This window comes from Oxalobacteraceae bacterium OTU3CINTB1, from assembly GCA_024123955.1.
In the GTDB taxonomy this organism is placed as follows: Bacteria; Pseudomonadota; Gammaproteobacteria; order Burkholderiales; family Burkholderiaceae_D; genus Rugamonas.
The window spans coordinates 1895173-1911646 of the sequence record CP099652.1; the positions used below are offsets into that span (position 1 = coordinate 1895173).

The 16474-nt window shown below is 65.4% G+C and carries 19 protein-coding genes; 2 read left to right on the forward strand and 17 right to left on the reverse strand.

What is annotated here, in order from left to right; genetic code table 11:
- Nucleotides 1-84: 84 nt before the first annotated feature.
- From fliR to fliF, 13 genes are all read right to left on the reverse strand, one after another.
- The gene (gene fliR / locus NHH73_08180) at nucleotides 85-927 is read right to left on the reverse strand and encodes a flagellar biosynthetic protein FliR (GenBank protein USX28246.1); all 843 of its coding nucleotides are present in this window, start codon (nucleotides 925-927) and stop codon (nucleotides 85-87) included.
- Between the two features lie 47 nt (nucleotides 928-974).
- A complete protein-coding gene (gene fliQ, locus NHH73_08185) occupies nucleotides 975-1244 on the reverse strand; it encodes a flagellar biosynthesis protein FliQ (GenBank protein USX28247.1) in 270 nt (89 codons plus the stop codon).
- Between the two features lie 9 nt (nucleotides 1245-1253).
- Nucleotides 1254-2027, reverse strand: coding sequence for a flagellar type III secretion system pore protein FliP (gene fliP, locus NHH73_08190; protein ID USX28248.1), 774 nt, complete (start codon nucleotides 2025-2027; stop codon nucleotides 1254-1256).
- Entirely contained in the window at nucleotides 2017-2661 is a 645-nt protein-coding gene (gene fliO, locus NHH73_08195; GenBank protein USX28249.1) for a flagellar biosynthetic protein FliO, read from the reverse strand. Before fliO ends, fliP begins: the two co-directional genes overlap by 11 nt.
- Entirely contained in the window at nucleotides 2658-3089 is a 432-nt protein-coding gene (fliN, locus tag NHH73_08200) for a flagellar motor switch protein FliN (GenBank protein USX28250.1), read from the reverse strand. Before fliN ends, fliO begins: the two co-directional genes overlap by 4 nt.
- 44 nt (nucleotides 3090-3133) lie before the next feature.
- Complete coding sequence (fliM, locus tag NHH73_08205) at nucleotides 3134-4114, reverse strand: flagellar motor switch protein FliM (GenBank protein USX28251.1); 981 nt, start codon at nucleotides 4112-4114, stop codon at nucleotides 3134-3136.
- 28 nt (nucleotides 4115-4142) lie between these two features.
- Nucleotides 4143-4658 (reverse strand): flagellar basal body-associated protein FliL, encoded by a 516-nt coding sequence (gene fliL, locus NHH73_08210; protein ID USX28252.1) that lies wholly within the window; start codon nucleotides 4656-4658, stop codon nucleotides 4143-4145.
- 203 nt (nucleotides 4659-4861) lie between these two features.
- Nucleotides 4862-6547, reverse strand: coding sequence for a flagellar hook-length control protein FliK (locus tag NHH73_08215; GenBank protein ID USX28253.1), 1686 nt, complete (start codon nucleotides 6545-6547; stop codon nucleotides 4862-4864).
- 45 nt (nucleotides 6548-6592) lie between these two features.
- On the reverse strand, nucleotides 6593-7033 hold the full coding sequence (gene fliJ / locus NHH73_08220) for a flagellar export protein FliJ (protein USX28254.1): 441 nt from the start codon (nucleotides 7031-7033) through the stop codon (nucleotides 6593-6595).
- A 36-nt stretch (nucleotides 7034-7069) separates the two neighbouring features.
- A complete protein-coding gene (gene fliI / locus NHH73_08225; protein USX28255.1) occupies nucleotides 7070-8500 on the reverse strand; it encodes a flagellar protein export ATPase FliI in 1431 nt (476 codons plus the stop codon).
- Nucleotide 8501: 1 nt separating this feature from the next.
- Complete coding sequence (locus NHH73_08230; GenBank protein USX28256.1) at nucleotides 8502-9257, reverse strand: flagellar assembly protein FliH; 756 nt, start codon at nucleotides 9255-9257, stop codon at nucleotides 8502-8504.
- Nucleotides 9250-10248, reverse strand: a complete 999-nt coding sequence (gene fliG, locus NHH73_08235) for a flagellar motor switch protein FliG (protein USX28257.1) — start codon at nucleotides 10246-10248, stop codon at nucleotides 9250-9252. The genes NHH73_08230 and fliG overlap by 8 nt, the downstream gene beginning before the upstream one ends.
- Nucleotides 10241-11989, reverse strand: coding sequence for a flagellar M-ring protein FliF (gene fliF / locus NHH73_08240; protein ID USX28258.1), 1749 nt, complete (start codon nucleotides 11987-11989; stop codon nucleotides 10241-10243). The genes fliG and fliF overlap by 8 nt, the downstream gene beginning before the upstream one ends.
- 235 nt (nucleotides 11990-12224) lie before the next feature.
- On the opposite strand from fliF, the gene fliE reads away from it, so the two are divergent.
- Nucleotides 12225-12569: a flagellar hook-basal body complex protein FliE gene (gene fliE, locus NHH73_08245; GenBank protein ID USX28259.1), complete on the forward strand. Its 345-nt coding sequence runs from the start codon at nucleotides 12225-12227 to the stop codon at nucleotides 12567-12569.
- 114 nt (nucleotides 12570-12683) lie between these two features.
- Here the strand turns inward: fliE and NHH73_08250 are convergent, their stop codons facing one another.
- Nucleotides 12684-13310 (reverse strand): cysteine hydrolase, encoded by a 627-nt coding sequence (locus NHH73_08250; GenBank protein ID USX28260.1) that lies wholly within the window; start codon nucleotides 13308-13310, stop codon nucleotides 12684-12686.
- A gap of 96 nt (nucleotides 13311-13406) precedes the next feature.
- Between NHH73_08250 and NHH73_08255 the strand changes: the two genes are divergently transcribed.
- Complete coding sequence (locus NHH73_08255) at nucleotides 13407-14369, forward strand: helix-turn-helix domain-containing protein (GenBank protein ID USX28261.1); 963 nt, start codon at nucleotides 13407-13409, stop codon at nucleotides 14367-14369.
- A gap of 6 nt (nucleotides 14370-14375) precedes the next feature.
- Here NHH73_08255 and NHH73_08260 read toward each other — a convergent pair whose 3' ends face one another.
- The 3 genes from NHH73_08260 to NHH73_08270 are packed head-to-tail and all read right to left on the reverse strand — an operon-like array spanning nucleotide 14376 to nucleotide 15774.
- Entirely contained in the window at nucleotides 14376-15134 is a 759-nt protein-coding gene (locus NHH73_08260; GenBank protein USX28262.1) for a flagellar brake protein, read from the reverse strand.
- 12 nt (nucleotides 15135-15146) lie between these two features.
- On the reverse strand, nucleotides 15147-15479 hold the full coding sequence (locus tag NHH73_08265; GenBank protein USX28263.1) for an EscU/YscU/HrcU family type III secretion system export apparatus switch protein: 333 nt from the start codon (nucleotides 15477-15479) through the stop codon (nucleotides 15147-15149).
- Nucleotides 15469-15774, reverse strand: a complete 306-nt coding sequence (locus NHH73_08270; GenBank protein ID USX29585.1) for a flagellar hook-length control protein FliK — start codon at nucleotides 15772-15774, stop codon at nucleotides 15469-15471. Before NHH73_08270 ends, NHH73_08265 begins: the two co-directional genes overlap by 11 nt.
- Nucleotides 15775-16474 lie beyond the last annotated feature (700 nt).

Sequence of the window (16474 nt, forward strand, 5' to 3'; positions counted from 1 at the left end):
TGCTGGGTCTCCCGGGGAGTTTCCATGATACGCACTAAATTTCCATATGGAAACCAAATACTGACGAAAGGCGATTGAACCTCGCTATGGCGCCGGGCCCGGTTGTCGATCCGGCAAGCTTGCCGGGGCGACGGGAGGGGGCCGCTGGGACCAGGTGCGCGGCATCAGCCGCGCCCGTTCAATGCCATCCAAAAACAGGTTTTGTACCGGCGTCGCCAAGTACGGCAGTGTCATGGCGACCACCAGCAAACCCACACCTAAGGTGATCGGAAAACCGATCCCGAACAAATTCAACGCCGGCGCCGCGCGCGTCAGGATCCCCAGCGCGACGTTGGTGATCAACAACGCCGCCACGATCGGCAGCGACAGCTGCACCCCGGTGCTGAAGATCCGTCCGCCCCAATCGGCCAGCTGCTTGAAGCCGCCGCTGTAGATCGGCGTGGCCGACACCGGCAGCGACGAAAAACTCTCCACCAGCGCCGACAGCAGCACCAGGTGGGCGTTGACCGACAGGAAACCGAGGGTCGCCACCAGCGCCAGGAACTGGCTGATCGCCGACGAGCGCCCCTGCGTGTTCGGATCGAAGAACGTCGCGAAGCCCAGGCCCATCGTCAGGCTGGAGATTTCCCCCGCCATTTCCACGGCGGCGAAGATGATGCGGATGCTGAAACCCATCGCCAGCCCGATCAGCATCTCCTGCGCCAGGATCAGCAGCCCGGCCAGCGACATCGGATCGGTCGCCGGCAGCGCCGGCACGGCCGGCGCCACGATCGCCGCCAGCATCACCCCCAGCATCACCTTGACGCTGGCCGGCACCGCCTTGTTGCCGAACAGCGGGGCGGCCGCCAGCAGGCCGAGGATGCGCGTGAGCGGCCACAGCAATCCTGCGATCCACATGTTGATATCGGCACTGGCGATGGTAATCATGAGGGTCTGTTACCCGCAGTTACATTTCTTTTCGGAACTAATAGCATTTAGCCAACAAGGTTGGGAATGCCGCCGAATACCTCGCGCATATAGTCGAGCATGACCGACAACATCCACGGGCCGGCCACGACCAGCGCGACAAAGATGCCGACCAGCTTGGGGATGAACGACAGGGTGGCCTCGTTGATTTGCGTGGCGGCCTGGAAGATGCTGACGACCAGGCCGATGATCAGCGCCACCAGCAACATCGGCGCGGCGATCATCAGGGTGACCTCCATCGCGTGGCGGCCCAGGGTCATGACGCTTTCGGGTGTCATCGCGGCCTCCTAGTAGAAACTTTGCGCCAGCGAGCCGAGCAGCAACTGCCAGCCGTCGACCAGCACGAACAGCATCAGCTTGAACGGCAGCGAGATGACCGCCGGCGACATCATCATCATCCCCATCGACATCAGCACCGACGCCACCACCATGTCGATGATCAGGAAGGGGATGAAGATGGCGAAGCCGATCTGGAACGCGGTCTTCAGTTCGCTGGTGACGAACGCCGGCACCAGGATGCGCAGCGGCACGTCCTCCGGCCCCTGCAGCGCCGGACTGCGCGAGAGCTTGACGAACAGCGCCAGATCGGCCTGGCGCGTCTGTTTCATCATGAACGCCTTGAGCGGCGCGGCGCCCTTGTCCATCGCGTCGGTCATCGTGATCTTGTTTTCCTGCAGCGGCAGGTAGGCTTCGTTGTAGATCTTGTCGAAGGTCGGCCCCATCACGAACAGGGTCAGGAACAGCGCCAGGCCGACCATCACCTGGTTCGGCGGCGCCGACTGCGTGCCCAGCGCCTGGCGCAGCAGCGACAGCACGATGATGATGCGGGTGAAACAAGTCATCAACAACAACGCCGCCGGGATGAACGACAGCGCCGTCATCAACAGCATGGTTTGCAGCGGCAAGGTGTAGTTGGTGCCGCCGCCTGGGGCCGGCGTCGCGTTCAGCGCCGGGATGCCGATGTTCGATTGGGCCGCCGCCAGCAGCGGCAGCGCCAGCGCGCCCACCAGCAGCAGCGATTTGAGCGCGGCGGCCTTGTTACCCTGCAATTTATTTCGCATTGCGCTTGTCGATCGTTTGTTTGAACCATTCGGCGAAGTTGGCCGTCTGCAGGGTGGCCGGCACCGCCGCTTCGCTGTTTTCCTGGCGCGGCATGGTCGCCAGCGCGTTCATGCGGCCCGGCGAGGCGCCGACGACGATCCATTGATCGCCCACCTCGACCACCAGGATGCGCTCGCGCGTGCCCAGGCTTAGCGAGCCGACCAGCTTGACTGTGCCGCCGGCGCCGCCCAGGTTCCTGGGGCCGAAGCGCTTGAGGAACCAGGCGCCGCCCACCAGCAACGCCAGCACGAACAGCAGCGCGAAGGTGGTTTGCATCAGGCTGCCGGCGCCCGGGGCCGCCGGTGGCGGCGTCGGGATCGTCATCGCCAGCGGGCCGGGGCGGGCGGCCGGCGGAGTGGCCGATGGCGCCGTCGCGGCCGGGGCGGTGGTGGTGGTGTCGGTGGCGCCAGGGGCGGCTTCGGCGGCGGCCGGGACGGCCGGCGTCACCGTGGCCGCCGGGGTTGCCGGGACTGTGGCCGGCGCGGAAGTCGTCGCCGCCTTGTCGGCGGCGGGCGCGGCGGCGGTCTGCGCCATCGCGGGCGCGGCGGCCAGGGCCGCCGCGAGGATCAGGGAGAGGATCGGTCCGTGCTTCATTTATTCAGTTTTCGGATGCGTTCGGATGGCGTGATGATGTCGGTCAGGCGGATACCGAACTTGTCGTTGACCACCACCACCTCGCCCTGGGCGATCAGGCAGCCGTTGACCAGCACGTCCATCGGCTCGCCGGCCATGCCGTCGAGCTCGACCACCGAGCCCTGCGCCAGTTGCAGCAGGTTCTTGATGGCGATCTTGGTGCGGCCCAGTTCGACCGTCAGCTGGACCGGGATGTCGAGGATGAAATCGATGTCGTTGTGGGTCTCGGTCTTGCTCGGCGTGCCGGAGAAGTCCTTGAAGACGGCCGCGCTGGCGGCCTGCTGCGCTTGCTGCGCCTGCAGCGCTTCCGCCTCCGCCTGGGCTTGCTCGGCGATCGCGGCGCCCCAAGGGTCGTCCATGCTTTGATCGTCGTCTTGATTATCCGACATGTTTCTCTCCTGTGTTGCGGTTACCGGCGGCCAACGCCGCGGTCTTATTTAAGGTTTTCTGCGTTGGAGAGCAATTTCTCGACCTTCAACGCGTATTGTCCGTTCATCACGCCGTAGCTGCAGTCCATCACCGGCACGCCGTCGACGGTGGCCGAGATCATTTCCGGGATCGTCAGCGGAATGATGTCGCCCACCCGCATGTTGAGGATCTCGTCGAAATTGACCTTGGCCGTGCCCAGCGAGGCGACCACCTCGACCTCGGCGATCTGGATTTGCTGCGTCATCAGGCGGATCCAGCGCTTGTCGACTTCCAGCGCCTCGCCCTGCAGGCTGGAGGTGAGCGAATCGCGGATCGGCTCGATCATCGAATACGGCATGCAGAAGTGGATCTGGCCGGAAACCGATCCCAGCTCCACCGTGAAGGTCGACGCCACCACCACCTCGTTCGGGGTCGCGATGTTGGCGAACTGGGTGTTCATCTCCGAGCGGATGTACTCGAACTCGACCGGATAAACCGGCTCCCAAGATTTGGTATACGCCTCGAACACGATATCGAGGATGCGCAGGATGATGCGCTGCTCGGTCTGCGTGAAGTCGCGGCCCTCGACGCGGGTGTGGAAGCGGCCGTCGCCGCCGAACAGGTTGTCCACCAGCAGGAACACCAGGCCCGGATCGAACACCATCAGCGCCGTGCCGCGCAGCGGCTTCATGTGCACCAGGTTCAGATTGGTCGGCACCACCAGATTGCGGATGAATTCGCTGTACTTGGAGACCCGCACCGAGCCGACCGAGACCTCGGCGCTGCGGCGCAGGAAGTTGAACAGGCCCACGCGCAGCAGGCGCGCGAAACGCTCGTTGATAATCTCCAGGGTCGGCATCCGGCCACGGACGATGCGTTCCTGCGTAGCCAGGTTGTAGGTCCGTACGCCGGCGACGTCCTCTTGCTGCTGGGCGTCGTCCTGGTCGCCGTTGACGCCCTTCAGAAGGGCATCGACTTCTTCCTGGGAGAGAAAATTATCGGCCATGGTGGATTACTTACCTGTCAACTGCTGCTTACTGGATGATAAACGACGTGAACAGCACATCGATGATGTCCTGCTTGTCGCCGCGGTGTTCGAACGGTTCCGACAACTGCTCGGTGATTTCCTTCGACAGCTGGACCTTGCCCTCGGGCGTGTTGATGTCGGCGGCTTTTTTGCTCGACAACAGCAGCAGCACGCGGTTGCGCACCTTGGCCATATTCTTTTTGACGTTGTCCGCCTCTTCCAGGCTCGATACTTCCAACGTGAACGCCAGCTGCAGGTACTGGTCGCTGACGCCCGATTCGCCCGGTTGCAGGTTGACGGTAAATGGCTCGACCGGAATGTACTCGGACGGCCCGGCCTTCTTGGCCGATTTTTTCTTGACCGGCTTGTCTTCTTCCTCGTGCGCGTCTTCCTTGCCGTGCATGAAGAACCAGGCCGCGCCACCGCCGGCGGCGGCCAGCAACAGCACCACCGCGACGATGATGATGATCAGTTTTTTGCTGCCGCCGCCCGCGGGCGCTTCGACTTTCTGATCGGCTTTCACTTTTGGATTCGCTTTCAAAATTCCTGCCCTTGCCCGGATGGTGCACTGTATTGTGCGAGTGGATCACTTCGCCATTATGTCATTATCGGTTGTGACTGCGCGGTTGGAAATGCCGAAAAGAACCATGATCCAGTGGCTGCTTGACGCTTCCATAGTTGAACCGACAACAAAACCGGGAGGGCCGCGCCGCCGCCCGCCGCCGCTTACGCGAAGGTGTCGACAGCGCCTGCCGGCACGCGACGCGCCGGAGCGCTTGCGCGGCCGGCATTGCCGCCATCGTCGACGTCGCCGCGACCGGCCCGGCCGCTGCCGCCGGCGCGTGCGCCGCGCTGGCTGCCGTTATCGTTCTGCATAGAAGCGGCTTGCTGGTTGAAACCGTTGTTCTGGTCCGACATTCCTGCCGATACCGTCGCGCTGCCGAGCTGGATGCCGGCCTCGCTCATCATTTCGCGCAGCTTCGGCAGCGCCTGTTCGAGCGCCTGGCGCACCTCCGGCTGGGCCGAGCTGAAGGCGGCGGTGGCCTGGTCCTTGTTCACGCTCAGTACGACTTGCAGCGGGCCGAGGTCCGGCGGATTCAATTCCATGGTGGCGCTTTGTTCGCCACCGGCGGCCATGAAGATCACTTTCTGGCCCAGTTGCTGGTCCCACGCCTGGGTGCCGACGCGGCTGGTGAGCTTGTCCGTCGGTGCGGCCACGGCCGCCTTGGCGGTTTCCAGCGCGGCTTGCGCGGTCGGCGCGACGGCGGCGGCGCTGTCCTTGAGCGCCGGCAGAGTTTCGGTACCGGCGGCAGCGGCGGCATTGGCGCCGGCGCGCGGCGCGGCGGCGGCCAGGGCGGCATCGGACTGATGCTGCTGGGCCTGCTGTGACCGGGTCAGTTGTTGCTGGAAGTCTGCGGTCGGCGCAGCCTTGCCGCTGGTGGCTGCGTCGGTGTCGGCGGTGATCGCGGTCGTGTCTTTCAACACGCCGTTAGCGCCTGCCTTGTCGTCCAGGCTGGCCGCACCCGGTGCGTTGGTGGTGGCGGTCATTTTGGACAAGGCGCTGGACGGTACCGGGGTCAGTTTGCCGGCGGCGTTGGCGGCATCGGCGGCGGTCTTGGCCCCCGCTGCGGCTGCGGCGGCATCGGCCACGGCCTGCGCCGTGGCGCCCGCGTTGGTCAACGCGGCCTTGAAGTCGGCGGCGGCATCGGCGCCGGCGCCGGCCTTGGCGGCCAGCAGCGCGGGGTCGTCGAGCGCGGCGGCGTCGGCGGCTTTGGTCGGGTCGGCGGCGCCCGCCAACGCGTCGGCGTCGGCGCCGATGGCGGCATCGCCGGCTTTGGCGGCGGCCAGTTCGGCAGCCAGCGCGGCCGCTTCGGCGGCGAGCGCGGCAGTGCTGGCGGCGGTGTTGCCGCCGATCGCGGCCGAGGCATCGGTGGCGGTGCTGGCGGCCGGGGCGGGCGGTTGATTGAACGCCGCCACCAGGGCCAGCATATCGGCCACCGGATCGGCCGATTTGGCGGCCTGGGCGTCGCTGGTCGCGCTGTCGCTGGCGCCATCGGTGCCGCTGTCGCCGGCGCTGGTCTTGGTTGAAGCGGTCGTTGCGGCTGCCGTTGCGGCGTCGGCGCGCGATGCCGGCTGCGCGGCCTTGTCCGCCGCGTCGGCTTGCTGGTTTTGTGGTTGCGCCGGTTTGGCCGGCGCGGTTTGTTTCGGCGCCGATGGGCGCGACGCCGGCGCCGGGCGGTCCGGCGTCTTGGCGATCATGTTGCCATTGTTGGCCTGGCGTTGATCCATCTCGCGCGACAGCGCCTGCTTGAAGGCGTTGTTGTCGCCACCCGCGCCCAGGTTCAGATTGGCCTTCGGTGCCGAGACCGCATTGGCGTTCAGCGTCGGAAGTTGGAGATTGGAGGTTTGCATGATCGCGCCGTGTCGGTAGGGTTCAACTAGGTTGGTAACTGTGTGTTAGCGCTTGTAATAAGCCTGTCGCGCCGCGTGTTCGTCCATCTGCTTCTGGTCGCGCTTGTTTTCCAGCTTGAGCGCCTCGGCGTCCGCCCGCTCGTTCAGGGTCGAGTAGGACATGCGCTTGCGCTCGGCGGTCTGCCAAGCGGCTTTTTCCTGGTCGGCGCGATATTCGGCATGCCGTATCATTTCCAGCTGGCCCTTGACGGCCACGTCCAGCTTTTCCATGAACGCCTGGAAATTGCGGTACGCCATGGGCGTGATCCCGGCCGCCTGCGCCTCCTCGAAGCGTTTGACGTATTCGTCGCGGTAGCCGACCAGCATCTGGTGCTTTTGCGTGGCCTCGTCGACCGCTTTCAGGGACGCGCCGAGCCGCTTGGCCGCATCGTCGGTTTCCCGGCGGGCCAGGTCGATCAATGTTTCAAGTTGCGCTTTGGATGCCATAGTGAATCAATTATAGGTGGCGGCGGACCGCGTCCATCAGTCGAACAGAGAGGTAAGTTGGCCCAAACTCTCATCCATGGTGACCCGTTCGGTGATCTGTTGTTGCAGGAAGTTTTCTATCCGATCGTGCAGCACGATAGCCTGGTCCAATACCGGGTCGGTGCCGGGGGCGTAGGCGCCGACGCTGATCAGGTCGCGGCTGCGCTCGTAACGCGAAAACAACTGTTTCAGGTGGCGCGCGCGTTGCTGGTGCTCGTGCGTGGTGATCGAGTGCATGGCGCGGCTGATCGATTGTTCGATGTCGATGGCCGGGTAGTGGCCCGACTCGGCCAGTCGGCGGTTGAGCACGATGTGGCCGTCCAGGATCGCCCGCGCCGAGTCGGCGATCGGGTCCTGTTGATCGTCGCCCTCGGTCAGCACGGTGTAGAAGGCGGTGATCGAGCCGCCGCCGACCTCGCCGTTGCCGGCCCGTTCGACCAGCACCGGCAGCTTGGCGAACACCGACGGCGGATAGCCCTTGGTGGCCGGCGGCTCGCCGATGGCCAGCGCGATCTCGCGTTGCGCCATGGCGTAGCGGGTCAGCGAGTCCATGATCAGGAGCACGTTCTGGCCCTTGTCGCGGAAGTGCTCGGCGATGGCCGTGGCGTAGGCCGCGCCTTGCAGGCGCATCAGCGGCGGCGTGTCGGCCGGCGCGGCCACGACCACCGAGCGCGCCAAGCCTTCGGGCCCGAGGATCTGCTCGATGAATTCTTTCACTTCCCGGCCGCGTTCGCCGATCAGGCCGACGACGATGACGTCGGCCTCGGTGTAGCGCGCCATCATGCCCAGCAGGACGGATTTACCGACGCCGGAGCCGGCGAACAGGCCCATGCGCTGGCCGCGTCCCACCGTCAGCATGGCGTTGATCGAGCGCACGCCGACGTCGAGCGTGTCGACGATGGGCGCGCGGCCGAGCGGGTTGGCGGGGCGGGTGTTGATCGGCGCGCTGTCGGAAGCGTTGAGCGGGCCGAGGTTGTCGAGCACGCGGCCGGCGCCGTCGAGCACGCGGCCCAGCAGCTCGGGGCCGACCGGCAGGTGGCGCGCGCGGTCGCTGGGGCGGCGGCGCGGATGGGCCACGGTGCCGGGTTTCGGAATGGCTGGCTCGACCGGGAACACGCGGGTGCCCGGCACCACGCCTTCGACATCGCTTTGCGGCATCAGGAACAGGCGGTCGCCTTCGAAGCCGACGACTTCGGCCTCGATCTTGCCGCCGCCGGGCAGCGGCACGGTGCAGGCGGCGCCGACGGCCAGGCGCAGGCCGACCGCCTCCATGACCAGGCCGGCCACGCGGGTGACGCGGCCGGAGATCTGCATCGGTTCGACGAAGCCGACCAATGCGCCGCAGTCGCCCAGGTAGGATTTCCAGCGGCCGGCGTGCGGGCTGGCGGCGGCTGCATCGTCGGGTTTTTTGTCGCGGGCGGCGCTCATGTCAGTCCAGCCAATCCACTTCTTTGCCCAGCGCGTGGCTCAGGCGTTGCCAGCGCGCGGCGGCGGTGGCGTCGATCTGGTTGGTGGCGGTGTCGACCTTGCAGCCGCCGCGTCCGACGTTGGCATCCTCGATCACGCGCCAGCCGCTCTTGTCGAGCTCTTCGCCGATGGCGGTGCGCACGATGGCGGCGTCGTCCGGATGCAAATGCAATTGCGCCGGCTGTTGCAGCGCCGGCAGGTAGTCGATGGCGTCGCGCACGATCGGCAGCACCAGTTCCGGCTTGACCTGCAGCGCGTTTTTGAGCATGCCCTTGGCCAGTTGCAGCGCCAGGTCCAGCACGTCGTTGGCGATCAGCTGGTCGGCGTCGCGCAGGGCGCCGCTGAAGCCGTCGGCCAGCGCGCGCATCTGTTGCAGTTCTTCCCTGGTGGCGATTTCGCCGGCGGCGATGGCGTCGGCGTGGCCGGCCGCGTGGCCTTCCTCGTAGCCGGACTGGCGCGCCTCTTCGCGGATCTGTTCGAGTTCTTCGACAGTCGGATACTCGAGCGGCGGCGGCAGCGGCGGGCCGATTTCGACCAGTTCCTGCTGCTCCAGCAGCGCCTCGTGCACGCGCTGCTCGGCTTCGATGCGCGCGTTCTCGGCGTCGCGTTCGCGTTGCTCGGCGTCGCGCAGCGCTACCACGCTGGGGCGCTCGTCGCCGAACGAGCGCATTTCCCAGCGCTGGAATGCGGTTTGCTGCTCTTTGGGCAAATTAGACAAACGAATCCTCGCCTTTGCCGCCTAACACGATCTGGCCTTCGTCGGCCAGGCGGCGGACGATTTGCAGGATCTGCTTCTGTTGCGTTTCGACTTCCGACAGGCGCACCGGGCCTTTCGATTCCAGGTCTTCGCGCATCATCTCGCTGGCGCGCGCCGACATGTTCTTGAAGATCTTGTCGCGCAATTCCTGCGACGCGCCCTTGAGCGCGATGATCAGCATTTCCGACTGCACTTCCCGCAGCAGCAACTGGATGCCGCGGTCGTCGATGTCGATGAGGTTGTCGAACACGAACATCTCGTCCATGATCTTCTGCGCCATGTCGTTGTCGTAGTTCTTGATGTTGTCCATCACAGAACCTTCCTGCTCGCCGCTCATGAAGTTGAGGATCTCGGCGGCCGTGCGCACGCCGCCCAGCGACGATTTCTTGATGTTCTCGTTACCGGACAACAGCTTGGTCAGCACGTCGTTCAGTTCGCGCAGCGCGGCCGGCTGCACGCCGTCCAGGGTGGCGATGCGCAGCACGGCGTCGTTGCGCAGGCGGTCGGTGAAGTGGCTGAGGATTTCGCAGGCCTGGTCGCGCTCCAGGTGGACCAGGATGGTGGCGATGATCTGCGGGTGCTCGTTGCGGATCAGCTCGGCGACGGATTGCGAATCCATCCACTTGAGCGACTCGATGCCGGAGGCGTCCTTGCCGCCCAAAATGCGCGACAGCAGCACCGAGGCCTTGTCGTCGCCCAGCGCCTTGGTCAGCACCTGGCGGATGTACTCGTCCGAATCGAGGCCGACGGTGGAGGCGGCCGCGACCATCTCGCGGAAGTTGTCCAGGGTGCCGACCACTTCCTCGTGCGGCACGTTCTTCATGGTCGCCATTGCCGCGCCGAGTTTCAGCACTTCGCGCGGGCCGAGGTATTTCATCACTTCGGCCGCTTCGCTCTCGCCCATCGCCAGCATCAGGATGGCGGCTTTTTGGAGTCCGGTATTCTCAGTCATTTGCGCCTATCCATTCCTTGATGACGTTGGCAACGATGCGTGGGTCTTCGACGGCGAGTTTTTTCGCCATCGCCAGGTTTTCGCGGTAAGTCTTGACGGTGTTCTCTTCCATCTTGCGCAGTTCTTCCTCGGCGATGAGGGCCTCGTCGGGGCCTTCCTCGACGACTTCCTCCGGCTCTTCCGGTTCCGGCTCCGGCGCGTTGATCTCGTCGATCTTCTTGAAGACCGGACGCATCATCGGACGCACGATGCGCAGCACGATGTACAGCAGGATCAGCGCGGTGATCAGGAACTTGGCCAGGTCCTTGGCCATCGGCAGGTTGGCCGGATCGCGCCACCAGTCGAGCGCCGGCTCGAACGGACGGTCGACGCCGTCGAACGGCGAGTTGGCCACGCTCACGGCGTCGCCCCGGTCCTGGTTGTAGCCCATCGCCTGCTTGACCAGATCGTTGATCTTGGACATCTCTTCTGGAGTATAGGCTTTAATGGTGACTTTGCCGTCCTTGTCGACCAGGCGTTTGTAATTGACCACAACGGCGACCGTCATGCGGCGCAGGCCGCCCATGCCGCGCGTCTCGTAGCGCACGGTCTTGTCGACTTCATAATTGGTAGTCGATTCCTTGTGCTTCGGACCGGCCGCATTGGCGTTAACGCCGCCCGGCGGGGTGCCCGGCGCCGGCGCGTTGGGGCCGTTGGCGACGGCTTGGTCGAGCGGGGCGGTGGCGGTGCCCGGCGGCTGGTTCGACAGCGCGCCCGGAATGCCGCCCGGATTGGCGTTGGCGTCGCCGCTGGTTTCGCTGCTTTGCTGGCTGCGGATGGCCGAGGCCGCCGGCGGCGAGTTCGGCTTGTAGGTTTCGGCGGCCTGCTCGACTTTTGAAAAATCGACGTCGGCGGTCGCCTCGGCGCGCACATTGCCTTCGCCGACGATAGGGATGATGATCGATTCGACCTGCTTGATGACTTGCAGCTGCATGTCCTTGACATACTTGAGCTGGGTTTCATCCATGTTCTTGGCGTTCAGGCCGCCGCTGCCGTTCTTGTTCTGGTCCGAGATCAGGTTGCCGGCCTGGTCGACCACGGTGACGTTGGCCGGCATCAGTTCCGGCACGCTGGAGGCGACCAGGTGGACGATGGCGGCGGTCTGGGCCGGGTCGAGCATGCGGTTCGGGTGCAAGGTCAGCAGCACCGACGCTGTCGGTTTTTGCTGGTCGCGCACGAACACGGACGGCTTCGGCAGCGCCAGGTGGACGCGGGCGTTCTCGACGGCGGCCAGCGACTGGATCGAGCGCGCCAGCTCGCCTTCGAGCGCGCGCTGGTAGTTAACCTGTTCAAGGAACTGGGACACGCCCAGTTTCTGGTTTTCCATCAGCTCGAAGCCGACGTTGCCGCCCTTGGGCAAGCCTTGCGCGGCCAGTTTCAGGCGGGCGTCGTGGACCTGCTCGGTCGGCACCAGGATGGCGCCGCCGTTGTCCGAGAACTTGTGCTTGATGTTCAGCTTATCCAGCTCGGCCGTGATGGCGCCGCCGTCGCGGTCGGTGAAATTGGAGAACAGCACGCCGTAATCGGGCGGTTTATTCCACAAATACAGGCCGATCAGCAGCGCCACGATCGCGGCGGCGGCGGCCGCGCGCATGAAGTTGCGGCCCATCGGGGTCCGGATAAAGGGCAGCCGTTCCGCACCGTCGTCGCCGGATGCTGGCGGGGCTGCTGTGTCGTTATCGATTGCTTCGGCTGCGGCCATGATGGTTGGGTTCCGGGTAACTGGGTCTGAAATGGGGGAGTGCAGAACAGATTATTGCTTGTCGTCCGGAAATTTAATGCTTGGAATAGAGCGCCCTTTACCGTCTTGCTCGTGCATGTGGTGTTGCGCCGGGCTTGGTATTCTGGCAGGACTGATAGAGCCGTTCCGTATTGTAACGCCGGGTTCGGCCATGTCGCGGAATTTGTTTCGCGACAGCAACAGATAGGAGTATCAAATGAAAACAGGTGGCATCGACAGCAGCCAGATCCAGGCCATGATCGCCCAGTTGAAGGCGCACGCCACGCGCCCGAGCCTGACGCCGCCGGTGATCCAGACCGAGGCGCCGGCCGTGCCCAAGGCGCAGTTCTCGGACGCGTTGGAAAAATCGCTGGCGGCGGTCAACGCCAGCCAGGTGCAGGCGGCGGACATGGGCAAGCGCTTCGCCATGGGCGACGACAGCGTCAGCCTGTCGGACACCATGATCGCCATGCAAAAGGCCAGCATTAACTTCCAAGCAACGATCCAGGTGCGCAACAAGCTGGTGTCGTCGTATCACGAGATCATGAATATGCAAGTCTAACCCGGGGGTCAGTGCCGACATTCGGACACGAGCTCTACTCTACAAAGCTTTTACCGATCAGCCCGTGTCCGAATGTCGGCACTGACCCCGCTGGTGTTACTGACCCCGCTGGTGTTAGTCTTGGTTTCGGGCGCGCTGGTTGGAGAGATAGATGTTGTCGCGCTCGATGGTTTTGCCCTCTTGCATGGCCTTTACCCAGTCGGCGGTGCTGGTCACCGCCGCGAAGTTCGAGTGAAACACCGTGCTGTAGACCCGGTGGATCTCCTCAGCACTGGCCCTGCCCGCCGCGTTTTGGTACGGCAGCGAGCCGGTCGCATCGGCCAAAAACTCCACCGTCAGACCGTCGTGCGCGGCGTGGTAGATCGTTGCCGCGTCGCAGTTGTGCGTCATGTAGCCGGCGATGGTCAGGGTGTCGATTTGCTTGTCTTTGAGCCATTGCGCCAGATCAGTGCCGGCGAACACGCTCGAGGCTTGCTTGTGGATGTGATGGTCGGCGCGGCGGCCTGCCACATCCGGGTGCAATTGCCATGCCGGCGAGCCGACCGCGAACACCGGCGACTCGGCGGGCGCGTCATGCTGGACCGTGATTACCGGGATGCCCGCCGCCGTGGCGCTGTCCATCGCCAGCGTAATGTTGGGCAGCGAAGTCGATACGGGCGGGAACTCGATCGGCAACTGGCCGCTGAAGTATTCGTTTTGCACGTCGATGACGAGCAGGGCGCGGCGAGGGGAGGTGGACATGGTGGCTTCCTTGGATGGTGGATGATAGGTCCATTGTCGGCCCATGCCGCGCGCGCGGCCAGTGGCCCGAAGGCACTGTTGCGATATAATCGGGCCATGACCACTTCAGACCGTCCCATCAGCGTCGCCGTGATCGCCTTCGACGGCATCACGCCTTTCCATCTGTCCGTGCCGTGCCTGGTGTTCGAAGCGGGCCAGGAAGCGGGGCAGGCGGGCTTCGACGTGCGCGTCTGCGCGGCCGATGGCACGCCGCTGCGCACCTCCGCCGGCTTCGCCATCGCCACCGACTACGACCTGGGCGCGCTCGACGATGCCGACATCGTCATCATGCCGTCGTGGCACAACGATTGCCGGGCGGCGCCGCCCGTGCTGCTGGCGGCCCTGCGCGCCGCCCATGCCCGTGGCGCCCGCGTGGTGGGGCTGTGCCTGGGAGCGTTTCCGCTGGCCGAGGCCGGCCTGCTGGACGGCAAAACCGCGACCACCCACTGGCAATTCGCCGCCGCGCTGGCCGCGCGCCATCCTGGAATCGCGGTCGATCCCGACGTGCTATATGTCGATGCCGGGCAGGTGTTGACGTCGGCGGGTGTCGCCGCCGGCCTCGATTGCTGTTTGCATCTGCTGCGCCAGCTAAGCGGCGCCGATGCGGCCAACCGGGTGGCCCGCCAGCTGGTGATCGCGCCGCACCGGCAGGGCGGCCAGGCGCAGTTCATCGAGCGGCCATTGCCCGTGTCCAGCAGCGATGGCCGCTTTGCCGACGTGCTGGAATGGGTCACGCAGCGCCTCGGGCAACCCCACAGCATCGACGCGCTGGCGGAACGGGCGGCCATGAGCCGGCGCAACTTCACCCGTCATTTCCGCCAGGCGACCGGCACCTCGTTCAAGCAGTGGTTGCTGGGCCAGCGGCTGGCGCACGCCCAATGGATGCTCGAAAGCGGCGACGCCTCGATCGAGGTGGTGGCGCAGGAGGCGGGATTCGGCTCGGCGTTGTCGTTGCGGCAGCATTTCCGCGCGGTGTTGCAGACCTCGCCGTCGGCCTACCGTGGGACGTATCGCCGCTAACCCTGACTACATCATGCCGGCGATGCGGGCGTTACGTTCGCGTTCGAGCTTGGTGATGTAGCGCTGCACATAGGCCAGCGTGCTGCGCTGGATGTTGACGAACTCGCAGCCGAGGCGGCGGTTGGTCTTGTTGTTGAGCAGGGTCAGGTCGAGCGAGTTGCGCACCTGGAGCGCGGTGGTGACTTGCCCAATCTCCGGCAGGTCGATGCGGCAGTTCGGATATTCCTTGCCGATGGCGTCGCCCAGGATCATCTTGTTGTCCAGGATAGCGATGCCGCCGCAGCTGATGTCGGCCAGCGGGAAGGTGGTGATGCCGCCCAGTTCCTCCGGGAGCGTGACGACCACGCGCACCGGATTGGTCACCGGCGTGGCGATGCGGTAATACTCGCGCCGCTGCAGACGGATCAGCGTGGGCGGCACGGCGATCTTGAAGACCGGATTGCCTTCGAAAACGGCCGCTTCGACTTTTTCGGCGGCGAACAGGATGCGTACCTTGTCAAGCGTGGTTTCAAACGACAAGCCTTGCGAGGCCAGGATGCGCTTGTTTTGCTCCGGATCGATCGAGCAGTCGAGCACGACCGTGTCGAGCTGGTCGTCGACGTCGAGGATGGCGGTGACGCAAACGTCGGACTCGCCCTGGATCAGCATGCGGATCAGCTGGTTTTTCTCACCGATGCCGCGCAGCAGGGAAATGATCTCCTTGCGCGACTCGATTTCATAGTCATGCCAGTTTTCCAATTCGACATCCTGAAAGTGTGGATACATCTGGGGCCGGCGTCAAATTTCGGTGAGTGGGAGGCTGGTGTCCGGTGCTTCGGGAAGCGGCAAGCCGGACTTTTGCGCTGATTCAATATGATATAGCCATGCCAATAGTTCCGCAATCGTCCTATAGAGGGTGGGCGGAATTTGTTGATCTAAATCCACATCCATGAGCAGAGAAACAAGTTCCCTGGATTCGTGGATAAACACGCCGGCCTCCTTGGCGACGCCGATGATCTGCTCAGCCACCAGCCCGCGCCCCTTGGCGACGACCTTGGGTGCTGGCGCGCCCTCCTGGTAGGCCAGGGCCACCGCCTGCTGCAGCGGCCGGCGCGGGGCGTCATCCGCCATCGCCGCCTCCGTTATCCTGGGTGATCAGCAGCGACGACAGCGGCGCCCCGGCCGCCTCCATCGCCTGCTCCAGCCGGCCGGCGTTGGTGCGCAGGGTGTCGGCGGTGCCGTCGCTACCGGTCTGCACCTGAATGTGGACTTGGTCGCCGACCAGCGTGACCGAGGCCGACACCTCGCCCAGCAGCGGGAAGCGGAAGCGCACGCCGCTGCGCCAGATCTGTTCCGGCGTGTCGTCGCCGGCGCCGCCGTCCTGCTTGCCTTTTTCGCGCTGTTCGCGCCGCACGTCCCACTGCATCGGCTGGCCCGGCCACGCCTCGCCCTGCCACTGGACGCGGCCCTGCTCGTGGGTGTGGAGCTGCTGGTTGATCATCTGCGCGGCCGTCAGGTCGGGGCCGTTGGCGGCCGCGCGCGCGGCCGTCTGCTCGCCGGCTTGCGCCATGCGCTGCATCTGCGGCTCGCGCATCAGTTCGGGCAGGGTGCGCTCGCCCTTGACCCATTCCGTGACATGGGACTCGTAGAACAGGCCGCTCTTGGAGATGGTGTCATGCAGCTTTTGCGCCAGCGCATCGGTGTCCGGCAGGCCGCTGCCGAGCAGTGCGGTCTTGCCGATCAGCGCCAGTTGCGCCACCTGGCCGCTCTGGGCCGTCGTCAGCACGGTGGTCAGCACGCGCGCGGTGTTGCTCAAGGTCGATTGCGGGGTGGTGTGGTCGAGCTCCGGCAGTTCGCTGGACGGCGTCAACGGCGCCTTGCCCAGCAAGGTGGCCGCCAGGCTTTGCGGCTTGACGGCGTCGGCGGGCAGCGGCGTGCCGGCCGCTTGCGCTGCTTGCGCTGCGGCTGGCTGGCCGGCGGCGGTGGGCAAAGCCCGTCCCGCCGGCCCGGCCGCTGCGGCGTCGGCGGGTTTTCCCTGCGCGGCCGCCGCTTGGGCCGCCTCCGTGCCCGGCCGCGCCACGGCGGGCTGCGTGGCGGGCTGGGCGGCCGGACCACCGGGCGCGACA